Source organism: Sinorhizobium sp. CB7, assembly GCF_041357635.1.
Lineage (GTDB): Bacteria > Pseudomonadota > Alphaproteobacteria > Rhizobiales > Rhizobiaceae > Rhizobium.
In genome coordinates this window covers 69363-84516 of sequence record NZ_JAULLL010000022.1, presented here as the reverse complement: position 1 = coordinate 84516, position 15154 = coordinate 69363, and the positions used below count along the sequence as shown (strand labels likewise).

At 60.2% G+C, this 15154-nt stretch carries 15 protein-coding genes and 1 pseudogene; 8 read left to right on the top strand and 8 right to left on the bottom strand.

The window, feature by feature from the left end; genetic code table 11:
* Positions 1 to 4: 4 nt before the first annotated feature.
* On the top strand, positions 5 to 1132 hold the full coding sequence (locus AAE029_RS30730) for a GTP-binding protein (protein ID WP_371076712.1): 1128 nt from the start codon (positions 5 to 7) through the stop codon (positions 1130 to 1132).
* Positions 1133 to 1262: 130 nt separating this feature from the next.
* Here the strand turns inward: AAE029_RS30730 and AAE029_RS30725 are convergent, their stop codons facing one another.
* The 5 genes and pseudogenes from AAE029_RS30725 to AAE029_RS30705 all read right to left on the bottom strand — a co-directional run bounded on the left by AAE029_RS30725 (position 1263) and on the right by AAE029_RS30705 (position 5385).
* Positions 1263 to 1496: a sulfurtransferase TusA family protein gene (locus tag AAE029_RS30725; RefSeq protein ID WP_371076711.1), complete on the bottom strand. Its 234-nt coding sequence runs from the start codon at positions 1494 to 1496 to the stop codon at positions 1263 to 1265.
* A gap of 263 nt (positions 1497 to 1759) precedes the next feature.
* Positions 1760 to 3016: pseudogene (locus tag AAE029_RS30720) on the bottom strand (L,D-transpeptidase family protein); the annotation flags it as partial.
* 210 nt (positions 3017 to 3226) lie between these two features.
* The gene (locus AAE029_RS30715; protein WP_371076737.1) at positions 3227 to 4180 is read right to left on the bottom strand and encodes an acetyl-CoA carboxylase carboxyltransferase subunit alpha; all 954 of its coding nucleotides are present in this window, start codon (positions 4178 to 4180) and stop codon (positions 3227 to 3229) included.
* Positions 4181 to 4244: 64 nt separating this feature from the next.
* Positions 4245 to 5201, bottom strand: coding sequence for a site-specific tyrosine recombinase XerD (gene xerD / locus AAE029_RS30710; RefSeq protein ID WP_371076710.1), 957 nt, complete (start codon positions 5199 to 5201; stop codon positions 4245 to 4247).
* A gap of 16 nt (positions 5202 to 5217) precedes the next feature.
* The gene (locus AAE029_RS30705; RefSeq protein ID WP_371076709.1) at positions 5218 to 5385 is read right to left on the bottom strand and encodes a hypothetical protein; all 168 of its coding nucleotides are present in this window, start codon (positions 5383 to 5385) and stop codon (positions 5218 to 5220) included.
* A gap of 152 nt (positions 5386 to 5537) precedes the next feature.
* Between AAE029_RS30705 and AAE029_RS30700 the strand changes: the two genes are divergently transcribed.
* From AAE029_RS30700 to AAE029_RS30690, 3 genes are read left to right on the top strand one after another with little or no spacing between them, the layout of a single operon-like run.
* Positions 5538 to 6143 carry a shikimate kinase gene (locus AAE029_RS30700; RefSeq protein ID WP_371076708.1) on the top strand — a complete coding sequence of 202 codons (606 nt, stop codon included), beginning with the start codon at positions 5538 to 5540 and terminating at the stop codon, positions 6141 to 6143.
* The gene (aroB, locus tag AAE029_RS30695) at positions 6140 to 7273 is read left to right on the top strand and encodes a 3-dehydroquinate synthase (protein WP_371076707.1); all 1134 of its coding nucleotides are present in this window, start codon (positions 6140 to 6142) and stop codon (positions 7271 to 7273) included. The genes AAE029_RS30700 and aroB overlap by 4 nt, the downstream gene beginning before the upstream one ends.
* Positions 7270 to 8580 carry an HlyC/CorC family transporter gene (locus tag AAE029_RS30690; RefSeq protein ID WP_371076706.1) on the top strand — a complete coding sequence of 437 codons (1311 nt, stop codon included), beginning with the start codon at positions 7270 to 7272 and terminating at the stop codon, positions 8578 to 8580. Before aroB ends, AAE029_RS30690 begins: the two co-directional genes overlap by 4 nt.
* 167 nt (positions 8581 to 8747) lie before the next feature.
* On the opposite strand, the gene AAE029_RS30685 is transcribed toward AAE029_RS30690, so the two are convergent.
* On the bottom strand, positions 8748 to 9086 hold the full coding sequence (locus AAE029_RS30685; protein WP_371076705.1) for a hypothetical protein: 339 nt from the start codon (positions 9084 to 9086) through the stop codon (positions 8748 to 8750).
* 54 nt (positions 9087 to 9140) lie between these two features.
* Positions 9141 to 9422 (bottom strand): BolA family protein, encoded by a 282-nt coding sequence (locus AAE029_RS30680; protein ID WP_371076704.1) that lies wholly within the window; start codon positions 9420 to 9422, stop codon positions 9141 to 9143.
* Positions 9423 to 9533: 111 nt separating this feature from the next.
* On the opposite strand from AAE029_RS30680, the gene AAE029_RS30675 reads away from it, so the two are divergent.
* The 4 genes from AAE029_RS30675 (at position 9534) to AAE029_RS30660 (ending at position 14438) form a co-directional block, all read left to right on the top strand.
* A complete protein-coding gene (locus AAE029_RS30675; protein ID WP_371076703.1) occupies positions 9534 to 10151 on the top strand; it encodes a J domain-containing protein in 618 nt (205 codons plus the stop codon).
* 316 nt (positions 10152 to 10467) lie between these two features.
* A complete protein-coding gene (gene cobS, locus AAE029_RS30670; RefSeq protein ID WP_371076736.1) occupies positions 10468 to 11454 on the top strand; it encodes a cobaltochelatase subunit CobS in 987 nt (328 codons plus the stop codon).
* A gap of 19 nt (positions 11455 to 11473) precedes the next feature.
* Complete coding sequence (gene cobT, locus AAE029_RS30665; protein ID WP_371076702.1) at positions 11474 to 13375, top strand: cobaltochelatase subunit CobT; 1902 nt, start codon at positions 11474 to 11476, stop codon at positions 13373 to 13375.
* Positions 13376 to 13424: 49 nt separating this feature from the next.
* Positions 13425 to 14438, top strand: a complete 1014-nt coding sequence (locus tag AAE029_RS30660; RefSeq protein ID WP_371076701.1) for an esterase-like activity of phytase family protein — start codon at positions 13425 to 13427, stop codon at positions 14436 to 14438.
* A gap of 16 nt (positions 14439 to 14454) precedes the next feature.
* On the opposite strand, the gene AAE029_RS30655 is transcribed toward AAE029_RS30660, so the two are convergent.
* Positions 14455 to 15090 carry a VUT family protein gene (locus tag AAE029_RS30655; protein ID WP_371076700.1) on the bottom strand — a complete coding sequence of 212 codons (636 nt, stop codon included), beginning with the start codon at positions 15088 to 15090 and terminating at the stop codon, positions 14455 to 14457.
* Positions 15091 to 15154 lie beyond the last annotated feature (64 nt).

Below are 15154 nucleotides of genomic sequence, written 5' to 3'. Positions count from 1 at the left end.
TATCATGAGTTTACGTGAACGGATTCCAGTTTCGGTTCTCACCGGCTTTCTTGGCGCCGGCAAGTCGACATTGCTCAACCGTATCCTCAAAGATCCTGGCATGAAGGATGCGGCCGTCATCATCAACGAGTTCGGCGATGTCGGCATCGACCATCTGCTGGTCGAAAGTTCCGGCGATTCCATCATCGAACTTTCGGATGGCTGCCTGTGCTGCACGGTGCGCGGCGAGCTGGTGGATACGCTGGCGAACCTCATGGACGCCATGCAGACGGGGCGCGTCCGGCCGATCAAGCGCATTGTCATCGAAACCACTGGGCTTGCCGATCCGGCGCCGGTGATGCAGGCGATCATGGGCAATCCGGTGATCGCGACAAATTTCGAACTCGATGGCGTGATCACCGTCGTCGATGCCGTCAACGGATTGCAGACGCTCGACAATCATGAGGAGGCGCGCAAGCAGGTGGCGGTCGCCGACCGGCTGATCGTCTCGAAGATTCCGCTCGCCGGCGGACAGCACCATCAGGAGCTGGAGGTGCGCCTGAGAGGGCTCAACCCGCGCGCGCCCATGCTTGATGCCGACAGCGAAGATGCAGGCAAGGCCGCCATTCTCGTCAACGGGCTTTACGATCCCGCCTCCAAAATCGCCGATGTCGGCCGGTGGTTGCAGGACGAAGAGGCGCATGATCACGACCATCACCATGATCATGATCACGGGCATGGCCACCATCAGGATCCGCATGACGTGAACCGGCACGACGAGACGATCCGTTCATTCTCCCTCGTCGAAAGCCAACCCATCGATCCGATGGCGCTCGAGATGTTTGTCGATCTGCTGCGTTCGGCGCATGGCGAGCGCCTTCTTCGGATGAAAGCGATCGTTGCTCTTTCCGACAGGCCGGAGAGGCCGGTCGTCCTGCACGGCGTCCAGAACATCTTTCATCCGCCGGTGCGACTGCCCGCCTGGCCTGATCCGGCGGACCGCCGGACAAGGATGGTTCTGATCACGAAGGATCTACCGGAAGCGTTTGTGCGGGACCTGTTCGACGCCTTTCTTGGAAAACCGCGGGTCGATAGGGCGGATCGGACGGCACTCGGCAACAATCCCCTCGCCATCCCCGGCATGAAGATCTGAACTAGAGCGGGATGCCGAAAAGTGTGTGCGGTTTTCGGCATCCCGCTCTAACTCTTTGATTTAGAGGCGGATTCAGATTTCAGGTCGATTCGACCTGAAATCATCCGGCTCTAAGGCAGCTACGAAGCAGTCACCCCTTGCGGACCAGAAAACGGTGACCCCCTTCGGTCACCTGTGTCGCGACGAGTTCGTGGCCGTTCTCGTTGCAGAAATGCGGAATATCGATCACCGCGAGCGGATCGGTCGTCTCGATATAGAGGGAATCGCCAGGCCGCATAGCCACAAGCCGCTTGCGCAGCTTCAGGACCGGCAGGGGGCACTTCAGGCCACGCAGATCATAAAGCGCTGCGTCGGTTGCGTTCATTCCTTGGCCCAGAATTTCCAGAACGGCTTCCTGGATGCCGCCTGCGCCGTTTCGGTTGCCGTTACGGTCCCATCGGCGGGTGGGCTGGCCGGCGCAGGAGCAGGGGTCGGTTGAGCTGATGCCGTTGAAGCGGGAGCAGCCGCTGCTGGCGCTACTTTCTGGCCGTTGACAGGCTGGCTATTGACGGGAGCCGGCTCACCGCCAGTAGCCGCCGACTGTTGTGCTGTGGCAGCTGTCGCAGTTGCGGTTGAAGGAGTCGTCTGATCCTTGCTCCAGAATTTCCAAAACGGCTTCCTCGATTCCGGCTGTGCCACTTCGGAGGGCGCCGGGGCGCTGTAAGCCAGCGGATTGGCAGTCGGAATGGGCACGGAAGCGGGTTCAACGGAAGCAACCGCCGTCGGTGCGGGCGAGGGTGCAGAAGCCGGCTGCTGGCTATTGGCCGGAGATGTTGCCGCAACGGCCGTCGCCGAGCGTGCCGTCGCCTTTGAAGGAGACGACAGCTGCTTGGCCGTCAGTTCCTCGAGCTCGGCAACCTTGACCATGCGGCCAGCCTGAAGCGAGGTGCCCGTCGGGGCATAGGCGAGTTCCCGGCCCTTCCGCAGCTTGGCGACGACCGCCTTGCGTTCCGCTTCGCTCGGATCGTACCAGGCCATGCCATCATACTTCCCCATGGCCTTGGCGTAGTCACGCTCATATTCCTTTTCGTAGGAAGCGAGCGCGGCCGTCAGTGCCGGAGGCGTGGACATGGCCGGGCACTTGCCGGACGGGTTGAAGCCGGCACCGTTCTCGGCCTGCTGATTGAAGACGTATTTCTTCTCGCAGACATTGACCTCCGGCGGCCGCTTGGTGACCTCGAAATTGTCGTAGCCGACCTTCAGCATTTTCCAGAAATCATAGTTTGGGCTCATGCGGTGCTTGACCATGTTTTCCGCCGTCATCCGGAACGGAAAGGCCTGCAGCTGCACTGTGGTCTGGCCGCCCTTGAAGGCGTCGCGGGCAAAGGCGTAGATCTGCAGAACCTGTTCGTCGGTCATCGAATAGCAGCCCGACGAGGAGCAGGCGCCATGGATCATCAGATTGGTGCCGGAGCGGCCGTTTGCCTGGTCGTAGCGGTTGGGAAAGCCGGTATTGATCGCAAGGTAATATTTGGAATTCGGGTTCAGATTGGCGCGCGTAAGATCGTAGAAGCCTTCCGGCGCCTGACGGTCGCCTTCCTTCACTTTCGGGCCGAGGCGCCCCGACCAGGCGCAGATCTGATAGCCCGCGATTTTTTCGAACCGATTGTCGGTCCTCGCCTTCCAGATTTCGAGAGCGCCCTCTTCCTTGAAGATGCGGATCATGATCGGCGAATTGCGATCCATGCCTTTGGTTTTCATTTCGGCAAGGATGCTGTTCGGAAGCGGCTGCTCGACCTTGTTCTTGACCTTCGACAGGTCAATGGACGTCGACTCCAATGCGTCGTTGCAGCCGGCAAGAGCCAACGCCATCAGGGATACATAGGCGATATGACGTACACGCATGCGGTAAAGCCCATAAGTACGAGACAACCCAACTTGAACCGTCCCATGGTCAAGACTGGAGCGGAATCATAGGCCGCTTATACTTCACAAATCGTTATTAGCCTATGAAGCGCCCGCGACTCCCCCAAGCACAATTGTTAGGAATAACAGGAATGTGGCCAAGGTTTGGCCTCATTCCCCGCTTCTCGCGTATAAAGCGCCGATCGTATACTAAAGATTGCGGCCCATATTGAGAAATTTCTGGCGCCGTTCATTGCGCAACTGCTCGCCGGGCCGCTCGGACAATTCGCCGAGTGCGGCCGCAATCGCGTTGCCGGTTGCGGCGATCACGCTGTCCGGTTCCCTGTGCGCGCCGCCGACGGGTTCGGGGATGATGCCGTCGATGATGCCCAGCGATTTCAGATCCTCGGCGGTGATCTTCATGTTGGTGGCCGCTTCTCTTGCCCGGGTGGAATCGCGCCAAAGGATCGAGGCGGCACCTTCCGGCGAAATGACGCTGTAGATCGAGTGCTCGAGCATGTAGACGCGATTGCCGGTCGCAATCGCAATCGCGCCGCCTGAACCGCCCTCGCCGATGACGACGGAAACGAGCGGTACCTTGATGTTCAGGCACATTTCCGTCGAACGGGCGATCGCCTCCGCCTGGCCGCGCTCCTCGGCACCGACGCCCGGATAGGCGCCTGCCGTGTCGATCAAGGTAATGACCGGCAGACGAAAACGGTCGGCCATCTCCATGACGCGGATCGCCTTGCGGTAACCCTCAGGCCGGGGGCTGCCGAAATTGTGCTTGAGGCGCGACTTGGTGTCGTTGCCCTTTTCCTGCCCGATCACGGCAACAGGCTCGCCGCGAAAGCGTGCAAGGCCGGCCTGGATCGCCGCGTCTTCGGAGAATTTGCGGTCGCCGGCAAGCGGGGTGAATTCCTCGAACAGCACCTTGGCATAGTCCACGAAATGCGGACGCTGCGGATGCCGCGCGACTTGCGTCTTTTGCCAGGGATTGAGCTTGGAATAGATGTCGATCATGGCTTCGCGAACACGTACCTCAAGCCGCCCGACCTCGTCCGACGTATCGATGCTCTCGTCTTCGCTGGCAAGCTTCTTCAGTTCATGAATCTTGCCTTCGAGATCCGAGATAGGTTTTTCGAAATCGAGATAGTTGTGCATGAAGTGCGTTTCCGATCCTTTTGCCCAGAGCGCATCTGGCGGCATTCCGCCTTTTCCGCCGGTCCTATTCCTGTTTTTTGGCCTGTTTGGCAAGGGGGTGATGCGTCTGCACCAGTTGATGCAGCCGTTCTTCCAGCACATGCGTGTAAATCTGCGTGGTCGAAATGTCCGAATGCCCGAGGAGTTCCTGCACCACACGGAGGTCTGCGCCGTTCTGCAGCAAATGGCTCGCAAAGGCGTGACGCATGACATGCGGCGAAATCATCGACGGGGTCAAACCGGCGCGGATCGCGAGATCCTTCAGATCACGGGCAAAGACCTGCCGGGGCAGGTAACCCTCTTTCGAGGCAGCGGGAAAGAGCCATGGACTTTCCTCCTGCTCCTTTTCGTTTCGGCGGGCTTCGAGAGCGCGCATCCGGCCATAGGCTTTGAGGGCGGCAATCGCCGACTGCGAGAGGGGCACGAGCCTTTCCTTGTTGCCCTTGCCGCGGATTAGGAGAAAACGACCCTCCTGATCGAGAACCCGCGCGGGAAGCGAGACCAGTTCGCTGACGCGCATGCCGGTGGCATAAAGCAATTCCAGAAGGGCAAGCATGCGCAGGCGCTGCAATTGTCCCGGTGCCGGGTCTGCAGCTTCCTTCTCGGCTTCAGCAAGCAGGCGCGTCACTTCGTCCACACCCATGGTCTTGGGGAGTGCGCGGCCTTTCTTCGGCGCGTCGAGGATGCCGGTCGGGTCATCGCCCCGCAGCCCCTCCGCATAAAGGAATTTGTAGAACTGGCGCATGGCCGAGAGACGGCGGGCCTGGGACGACGCCTTGAAGCCCTGCTGTGAAAGCGCCGAGAGATAGGCGCCGAGATCAGGGGAACCCGCTTCGGTCAGGCGCACGTTGCGACCGTTCAGGAAGGAATGCAGATCCTCCAGATCCCGCTCGTAGGATTGGAGGGTATTGGCCGCCGCTCCACGTTCGGCGCTCATCATCTCCAGAAAGGCTTCCATATGGGCGCGGCCGAGATCCCTCATGGCATGATCCCGGACGTCACTTGCGCACCGTGCCGGTCGCGGGTGGATTGATCCGCTCGGACGGAATGCGGATCGTCACATCGCGCTGCTGCGGTTCTACGAAGGTGACGAGGGCGACCATCGCTCCATAGATCGATCCGGCGATCACCGCACAGATGACAAGGAGGCGAAACAGGCTTGGCATGCAATGGTCTCCTCGATTTGGGTCGGCAGGCCTCGCGACTCCATAGCAGATATCCGCGTCGGTCGCGGATATGGCGGTGATGTTTGCGTCGGCGACTTGACGCTACCGGTGCATTTGACGATACCGTTTGCAAACAAATTGTGAATGGCCCGATGAGTGAACCAGTTCTGACCCTTGCCGAAAGCCTGAAAGACGAAGGTCTGAGAGAGAAGGCGCGCCTTGCGCTCGGCTCACGCAATCTCGTCCTCGTCGGGCTGATGGGCGCCGGGAAATCCTCGATCGGCCGCCTGGTCGCCGGCCAGCTCGGGATTCCGTTCGTCGATACGGACGCAGAGATCGAACGAGTCTCGCGGATGACGATTACCGAGCTCTTTTCGGCCTATGGCGAAGAGGAGTTTCGTTCTCTGGAGACCCGTGTGATCAAGCGCCTCCTCAAGGGGGGGCCACGGCTGGTTTCCACCGGCGGCGGTGCCTTTATCAACAACCGCACCCGCAAGCACATCAAGAAAAGCAGTCTTTCGCTCTGGCTGAAGGCCGATCTCGACGTCCTGTGGGAGCGTGTCAGCAAGCGAGATACGCGGCCGCTTCTGAAGACCGAAAATCCGAAGCAGACGCTCGAAAACCTGATGAAGGCGCGCTATCCGATCTATGCCGAAGCCGACCTGACGATTTCTTCCCGAGACGTCCGCAAGGAAGTCATCGTCAGTGAGGTTCTTGCGGCCATTGCCGCGACCCACCATGAAAGCGCTGCTCCATGAATGCTATTCTCTCCGCCTCTGCCGAACGGCTCGTCCGCGTACCTCTCGGGGAGCGTTCCTACGACATCCTGATCGGGCCGGGGCTGATGGCGCGCGCCGGCCACGAAATTGCGGCGCGTCTCAAGGGACGCAAAGCAGCAATCATTACCGATGAACATGTGGCGCCGCTTTATCTCGGTGCTCTTGCCGCCAGCCTGGAGGCGGCCGGCATTGCCGCCACGCAACTTGTTCTGCCAGCCGGCGAGAAGACGAAGAGTTTCGAGCATCTGATGGCGGTCTGCGACGCGGTTCTCGACGCGCGCGTCGAACGCAACGATGCGGTGATTGCGCTCGGCGGCGGTGTGATCGGCGATCTGGCGGGCTTTGCTGCGGGGATCGTGCGTCGCGGCGTGCGTTTCGTGCAGATGCCGACGTCTTTGCTGGCACAGGTGGATTCCTCCGTCGGCGGCAAGACCGGGATCAATACCCATCACGGCAAGAACCTGATCGGCGTCTTCCACCAGCCGGATCTCGTGCTGGCCGACGCCGATGTTCTGAACACGCTCAGCGAGCGCGAGTTCCGCGCCGGCTATGCGGAGGTCGCCAAATACGGATTGATCGACAAGCCGGAATTCTTCGCCTGGCTGGAGGCCAATTGGAAGGATGTCTTTGCCGGGGGATCAGCCCGGATCGAGGCGATCGCCGCGAGCTGTCAGGCCAAGGCGGACGTGGTTGCCGCCGATGAACGCGAAAATGGGCCTCGGGCGCTCCTCAATCTCGGCCATACCTTCGGCCATGCGCTCGAAGCGGCTACCGAATATGACAGCCGCCGCCTCGTGCACGGCGAAGGGGTGGCGATCGGCATGGTGCTGGCGCATGAATTTTCCGCCCGGCTCAATCTCGCCAGCCCCGATGATGCACGACGGGTCGAGGCGCATCTGAACGCTGTCGGCCTGCCGGTGCGCATGTCCGATATTCCGGGAACGCTGCCGCCGGCGGAGGCGCTGATGGACGCGATTGCCCAGGACAAGAAGGTCAAGAGCGGTAAGCTGACTTTCATCCTGACGCATGGCATCGGGCAATCATTCGTCGCAGACGATGTGCCGGCTTCCGAGGTCCTGAGCTTTTTAAGGGAAAAGCATCCAAAATGACGGTAGAGGGCACCCTGGCGCTTCTCGCGCAATATTGGCCGGAAGCCATCTCGATTCTGGTCCTGGTGCTCATATCGGCTTTCTTTTCCGGCTCGGAAACCGCGCTGACCGCGGTCTCGCGAAGCCGCATGCACACGTTGGAGACCAACGGAGAGGTGCGGGCGGGCTTCGTGCGCGAGCTAATCGCGCGGCGCGACCGTCTGATCGGCGCGCTGCTTATCGGAAACAATCTCGCCAATATTCTCGCGTCGTCCATTGCGACCAGCCTTTTCCTCGGTCTGTTCGGAAGCTCGGGCGTTGCATTGGCGACGCTTGCCATGACCATCATTCTCGTCATCTTCGCCGAGGTGCTGCCGAAGAGTTGGGCGATCTCTGCGCCTGATCGCTTCGCGCTTGCCGTCGTGGTGCCGATCAAACTCTTCGTTGTGGTCGTCGGTCCGGTTTCGAGCTTCGTCAATGCGATGGTGCGTCAGATCCTGGCGATCTTCGGCATCAATCTCTCGAAGGAAATCTCGATGCTTTCGGCGCACGAGGAACTGCGCGGCACGGTCGACCTGCTCCATCGCGAGGGGTCTGTGGTCAAGGCCGATCGCGATCGGCTGGGCGGGGTCCTCGATCTCGGCGAGCTCGAGCTTTCCGACATCATGGTACATCGCACCGCCATGCGCGCGATCAACGCCGACGATCCGCCCGAGAGCGTCGTTCGGGCGATTCTCGAAAGTCCCTATACGCGCATGCCGCTCTGGCGCGGCACGATCGACAACATCATCGGCGTCGTCCACGCCAAGGATCTTCTGCGCGCGCTGGCGGAACCCAATGTCGAGCCGGAAAATCTCGACATCGTCAAGATCGCGCAGAAACCATGGTTCGTGCCCGACAGCACCAATCTGGAAGATCAGCTTAATGCCTTCCTGCGGCGCAAGCAGCATTTCGCGGTTGTCGTCGACGAATATGGCGAGGTGCAAGGCATCGTGACGCTGGAAGATATCCTCGAGGAAATCGTGGGCGATATCTCCGATGAACACGATCTCGATATCCAGGGCGTGCGGCAGGAAGCCGACGGCTCCATCGTCGTTGACGGCAGCGTACCGATCCGCGATCTCAATCGCGCTCTGGACTGGGACCTTCCGGACGAGGAGGCGACGACCATCGCCGGGCTCGTCATCCACGAATCCATGACCATTCCCGAAGAACGCCAGGCCTTTACTTTCTACGGCAAGCGCTTTTTCGTCATGAAACGCGAGAAGAATCGCATTACGAAACTGCGCATCCGCCCTGCCGACGAAACCGAGAGCAAATCGGTCTGAGCGTCTTCCGGCCTTTGTTTTACGCAGTTCCGAACGGAAAACCGCTCCATACTTTTCCTGGAATTGCTCTACAGCGCCCTGCGTCTTTTCAGACGCACAAAGGACGCTGTAGCACTTTGAATTGCTGCATGTCTTTATCCTTAAATCGGCTCCGATTTAGGAAACATTCAACAGCCAGTTATACCGTGGCTGGTCAGAAGACGCAGGATCTGCACTTCCTTCGGCAGCTCGATCAGGAATTCGGCATCCCGTTCAAGATGATGGATTCTGGTCGGATCGGAGCCTGCAAAGCTGCTCATAGCTTCGATGCTCTCCCAGTAGGAGATGGTCATGAATTCACTCTCGATCTCGCGGTCCTCGCGAAAGGTCTGCACGCCGAGGGCCTTTTCGATCAACGGCTTTATGCCCGCCTCGTAGTTATAGGCTTCATAGGCGTCCGCCTTGGCGCGGGTCGTCCGGCCCCTCCAGATGCGTGCTATCCGTGCTTGCGGCTTGCCTTCGCTCATTGCTCTCCTCCTTGGCATGAGGAAGGCTAACACCTATATCTGCAACAAGTTCCGCTACCAGCGCACAGGCTCGCCGGGTGCTGCCGGCTCGACGGCAAGCGCATGCAGTCCGGCGTCGAGTTCCGGCTTCAGAAGATCGGTAATCGCCCGATGCCGAGCAAGACGAGGCATTCCGGCAAATTTCCCCGAGACGATCCTGATGCGCATATGGGTCTCGCCGGTTCCGGTGAAGTCTGGCTGGTGACCCGCATGCAGATGGCTTTCGTTGATGACCGCCAGACGCTCGGGCGCAAAGGCTTCGATGAGCTTTTTCTCAATGCGGGATTGAAGTGTCATTCCGTTACTCTCGCTGCTTCGTCTGACGGCAAAAGGCTTCCACAAAGCCAGCAACATTCCTGTTTGTCAATTCTTGTTGTCAGGGGTCTGCAGTCCCATAATTAAGCCGCTATGAGACTTGATTCAAAATATTTCGATCGCATCCGTACCCGTCGTCGAAGGGAGCAGGAAGCGGAGCAATCGGCTCCGACCTGCCAATGGGATGGCTGCGACAAGCAGGGCACGCATCGCGCTCCGGTCGGGCGCAATGCGGAAGGCCAGTTCTTTCTGTTCTGTTTTGAGCACGTCAAGGAATACAACAAGGGTTACAATTACTTCTCCGGTCTTTCCGACGGGGAGATCGCGCGCTATCAGAAGGAGGCGGTGACGGGTCATCGCCCGACCTGGACCGTCGGCGTCAACAAGGCGGCAAGCAACAGTCCGCTGCACTCGGATATCCGTTCCGGCGCCTATTCGCGGGTTCGAGACCCCTTCGGCTTCGTCGCGCAGGGTCGCGGCAATGGGTCACGTGTCGAGCCGCAGATGCGCAAGCTCAAGAGCCTCGAGGCTAAGGCTTTCGATACGATGGACCTTCCGGCCAACGCCTCCGCCAAGGAAATCAAAAGCCGATACAAGGAGCTGGTGAAGAAGCACCATCCCGATGCGAATGGCGGCGATCGCGGTTCGGAGGACCGGTTCCGCGCCGTCATCCAGGCCTATCAATTGCTGAAGCAGAACGGTTTTTGTTGAGCGCCGTCCTTGCTCTGGCGTCTGGATAGGGTATGGTCCGATCTGGTCAGGATCGCCGGGCAACAGCGGCAGGTTTTCGCGCGCTCGTTCGATCGGTGCTGAACCAACCTTCCGGACGCGGCGTTTCTTGTCCGGGACACTGTTCAAGAATGCTCGCAGGCGGCCAGTGGGTCGCATCGAGGTTTCGTTTCAGTCCCGGAGAAGAATCGCCGACGTCCCGACGTATTCGGACGGGCGGGCCGCCTCCTGTAGCGATACGGCTGCGAAATGGACACGACAATGCGGCCGGGTGTTGATCACCCGCCTTGGAGAAATGATGAGCAAGATTGATCTTGATATTTCCGAACTGCCCGACACCACCGTCTCCGTCCGGGAGGTATTTGGCATCGATTCCGATATCCGCGTTCCGGCCTACAGCAAGGGCGACGCCTATGTGCCCGATCTCGACATGGATTATCTCTTCGACCGCGACACGACGCTCGCCATTCTCGCAGGCTTCGCCCATAACCGCCGCGTCATGATTTCCGGTTATCACGGCACCGGCAAGTCCTCGCATATCGAGCAGGTTGCCGCCCGCCTCAACTGGCCCTGCGTGCGCATCAATCTCGACAGCCATGTCAGCCGTATCGATCTGGTCGGCAAGGACGCGATCGTCGTCAAGGACGGGCTGCAGGTTACCGAATTCAAGGACGGCATCCTGCCCTGGGCCTATCAGCACAATGTCGCGCTTGTCTTCGATGAATATGACGCCGGACGGCCGGATGTCATGTTCGTTATCCAGCGGGTGCTGGAGTCCTCCGGCCGTCTGACGCTTCTCGATCAGAGCCGCGTCATCCGCCCGCATCCGGCATTCCGGCTCTTTGCGACCGCCAACACGATCGGTCTCGGTGATACGACCGGCCTCTATCACGGCACACAGCAGATCAACCAGGCCCAGATGGACCGCTGGTCGATCGTGACGACGTTGAATTACCTGCCGCATGACAACGAGGTCGATATCGTTCTCGCCAAGGTGAAGAGCTTCCGTGAAAACGGGCGCGACACGGTCTCGAAAATGGTCCGCGTCGCCGACATGACGCGCGCATCCTTCATGAACGGCGATCTTTCGACGGTCATGAGCCCGCGTACCGTCATCACATGGGCGGAGAATGCGGAAATCTTCGGCGACGTCGCTTTCGCCTTCCGCATCACCTTCCTCAACAAATGCGACGAGCTGGAGCGACCGCTCGTCGCCGAGCACTATCAGCGCGCCTTCGGGGTCGAGCTGAAGGAAAGTGCCGCCAACATCGTGCTCGAAGCCTGAGAGGAAGAGCTCTCAAACCATGGCAGCTCGTGGAGACAATTCGAAAGCCAAACCGGGCGCGCCGGTGGACATGGAGCCATTGCGTCGTGCGATAACGGGTTGCGTGCGTTCCATCGCCGGCGATCCCAATGTCGAGGTCGCCTTTGCCAATGAACGTCCGGGAATGACCGGCGAGCGCATCCGTCTGCCGGAACTTTCCAAGCGCCCGACGCCGCACGAGCTGGCGGTCACGCGTGGTCTGGGCGATTCCATGGCTCTGCGGCTTGCCTGTCACGATGCGCGCGTCCACGCCACTATGTCGCCGGAAGGCGCCGATGCGCGTGCCGTCTTCGATGCCGTCGAGCAGGCGCGCGTGGAATCGATTGGTGCATTGCGCATGAGCGGCATGGCCTCCAACCTCAATTCGATGAATTCGGAGAAATATTCCAAAGCGAACTTCACCGGCATCGAGCGGCGGGAGGATGCGCCGATCGGCGAAGCCATGGCAATGATCGTGCGAGAGAAGCTCACGGGCCAGAAGCCGCCGGCGAGCGCAGGCAAGGTCCTCGATCTGTGGCGCCCCTTCATCGAGGAAAAGACCGCAGGCGAACTCGACACGCTTTCGGCTGCCATCAATGACCAGGAGGCATTTGCCCGCGTCGTGCGCCATATGCTGTCCGCCATGCAGATGGCGGAGGACTTTGGCGACGAGGAGGTGGATCCGGACTCGGAAGAGAACTCGACCGACGAGGAACAGCCGCGCAGTCAGGAAGAGGAACAGGATCAGGTCGAGGACGACGCTGGTTCCGATGCGGCGCCTGCCGAAGACAGCGAAGCTTCCGACGAGCAGATGGAAGACGGCGAGATGGACGGCGCCGAAATTTCCGACGACGACATGATGGAGGAGGGTGAAGACGATTCGGAGACCCCAGGCGAGACCCGCCGTCCCAATACGCCTTTCGCCGACTTCAACGAAAAGGTCGATTATCACATCTATACCGAGGAGTATGACGAGATCATCACGGCCGAGGAGCTTTGCGATGCAGCCGAGCTGGAACGGCTGCGCGCCTTCCTCGACAAGCAGCTTGCCCATCTGCAGGGCGCCGTCGGACGTCTGGCGAACCGGCTCCAGCGCCGCCTGATGGCGCAGCAGAACCGTTCCTGGGATTTCGACCTCGAGGAAGGCTATCTCGATACGGCGCGGCTGACGCGCATGATCATCGACCCGATGCAGCCCCTCTCCTTCAAGATGGAGCGAGACACGCAGTTCCGCGACACGGTCGTGACGCTCCTCATCGACAATTCCGGTTCGATGCGCGGTCGGCCGATCACGGTGGCCGCCACCTGCGCCGACATATTGGCGCGTACGCTGGAGCGTTGCGGCGTGAAAGTCGAGATCCTGGGCTTCACGACCAAGGCCTGGAAGGGCGGACAGGCGCGCGAGAAATGGCTCACCGGCGGCAAGCCGCAGACACCAGGCCGCCTCAACGATCTGCGCCATATCGTCTACAAATCCGCCGATGCGCCATGGCGTCGGGCCCGAACCAATCTCGGCCTGATGATGCGGGAGGGGCTGCTCAAGGAGAATATCGACGGCGAAGCGCTGATCTGGGCGCATAACCGCCTGCTCGGTCGCCGTGAACAGCGGCGCATCCTGATGATGATCTCGGACGGCGCGCCGGTCGATGATTCGACACTTTCGGTCAATCCGGGCAACTATCTCGAGCGGCATCTGCGCGCCGTCATCGAACAGATCGAGACACGCTCGCCCGTCGAGCTGCTGGCAATCGGCATCGGGCATGATGTCACGCGCTATTATCGCCGCGCCGTGACGATCGTCGATGCGGATGAATTGGCAGGCGCGATGACCGAGCAGCTCGCCTCCCTCTTCGAAGACCAATCTTCGCTGCGGGGTCCGACGCGTATGCGCAGGACCGGGTGAGACAACCGAGCGTGATTTGGCGATATCGACCTGTTTCGGAAATGTGCGCATGATGATGAGGCATCTGCCGCGCGCCGCATTTCTCGTTTTCCTTCTTGCGACTCAGGCTTCGGTAGCGCAGGCCGACGGGAATACGCCGGTAAAGAGCCGGATCATCTCCGAATTCGAAATTGGCAAAACAAAAAAGACTTTCGGCCGCCTGGAGTTTCTGGGCGGACTTGAACTTTATTCCAGCGACAGGCTTTTCGGCGCCCTGTCGGCGATCCGCTTCCGTCCCGACGGGCAGCATTTCGTCTCGGTGCTCGATACGGGACATTGGCTGACAGGCCGTGTCGAACGGGATGAACGGGGGCGTCTTTCCGACGTGGTCGATGTGACCATAACGCCGATGATGGACAGAGCAGGCCGAACCCATGAGGGCAAGGGGCAGATGGACGCGGAAAGCCTCGCTCTTCACGGCGACAGCATTCTTGTCGGCTTTGAGCAGCGACACCGGGTCGAGGTCTATCCCGATCCCGGTTTCGAGACATCACGGTCGATCCGTTCTGTACCGATCCTAATTCCGCCGAGCGAGCTTCGCGGCAATCGTGGCCTGGAAGCACTTGCGGTCGCGCCGCGTTCCAGCCCGTTGAAAGGCGGCACGGTTGCCGTTTCCGAGAAAAGCTTCGACGAGCAAGGCAATCTTTTGGCGGCGATTCTAGATGGGCCGCTCAAGGGGCGGTTCGGCGTGCGGCCGGACGGGGCGTTCGATGTGACTGACGGAGCGTTCCTGCCGAATGGCGACCTGCTTCTGCTCGAGCGGCGCTTCAATCTGGCCGAGGGCATCGGCATGCGTCTGCGCCTGATCAAGGGCGATGAGATAAGGCCGGGTGCGGTCGCCGACGGTGAAGTCCTGATGGATGCCGATTTCGGCTATCAGATCGACAATATGGAAGGGCTCGATGCTTTCCAGGATCCTGACGGCACGACCCATGTCGTCATGGTCTCCGATGACAACCATTCGATCCTGCAGCGAACCATGATGCTGGAATTTCGGCTGAATGAAGAGCCGCTGGTTCGGTAGCCAGGAACCCTCGTCGTCAGGATGCCCGGACAGGCTGCATCGGCTTCAGAACGTTCATCAACGCCCCATAGGGCAGGAGCATGGCGAGGCCGACGAGCATCTTCACCGCGAAATCGCCGATTGCCCAGGAGATCCAGCGCATACCCTCTGTCGCAAAGATCCCGAGGATCGGAGCCTGTTCCAGCGCGAAGGGTTCGTTCGGTCCGAAAAAGATGAAGAATGGTGCGAAGGCAAAGGAGAAGAACATGACGGTGTCGAGCGCCGATCCGATCAGGGAGCCGACGAGCGGCGCGCGCCACCAGGCCTGACGGCGAAGGCGATTGAAGAGCGAGATATCGAGAAGCTGGCCGGCGAGATAGGCCGAGCCAGAGGCGATCGCGATGCGTGGAACGGCGGTGAAGAAGGACAGACCGACGCCGACGACAAAGCCGGCGAAGACGACCTTGCGGGCGACCCCCGGGCCGAATTGGCGGTTCGTCAGGTCCGTCACGAGGAAGGCGACGGGGTATGTGAAGGCGCCCCAAGTCAAGATATCGCCGAGGTTGATGCCGACGAACTCGCCGTTCAGCGGGAACTGCACCAGAAAATTGGAGGCGACGACGACCAGCGTCATCAGCGTAACATAGATAAGGGTATAGCGGGTCACTTGCATTTTTTTATCCTGGGTGATGCCACCAGTTGGAGAAACAAACCGGGCAAAGCAAAAGGCTTGTCCG